We start from the raw sequence: 218 nt of genomic DNA, 5'->3' as shown, positions 1-218 counted from the left end.
ACATCCAAGTATTGGTGCTCAAACAGATATTCATTCAGCCAAATCAATGTGTCTTTTTTACGAGATAAGGAGATGAGAGTGTTGTGCTTCGCGAAGTGAGTGTTTTTTGGAAACGTCAGCTTTCCTTTCACACAACTTTGTTTGATTTTACGAAGGTTTGTCAGTTTTGTCCGTTCTTGTTTCAACTTTTTCTTAAGTTTCTTAATTTTCTCTTGTGT

At 35.8% G+C, this 218-nt stretch carries 1 pseudogene; it reads right to left on the bottom strand.

Annotation, left to right across the window (positions count from 1 at the left end):
• A pseudogene (locus JDS96_RS31815) lies at positions 1-218 on the bottom strand (hypothetical protein); the annotation flags it as partial.

The organism is Bacillus cereus group sp. N21, assembly GCF_016483395.1.
In the GTDB taxonomy this organism is placed as follows: domain Bacteria; phylum Bacillota; class Bacilli; order Bacillales; family Bacillaceae_G; genus Bacillus_A; species Bacillus_A pseudomycoides.
The sequence above is the reverse complement of the archived record's forward strand: the minus strand, read 5'-3'. Positions and strand labels throughout refer to the sequence as shown.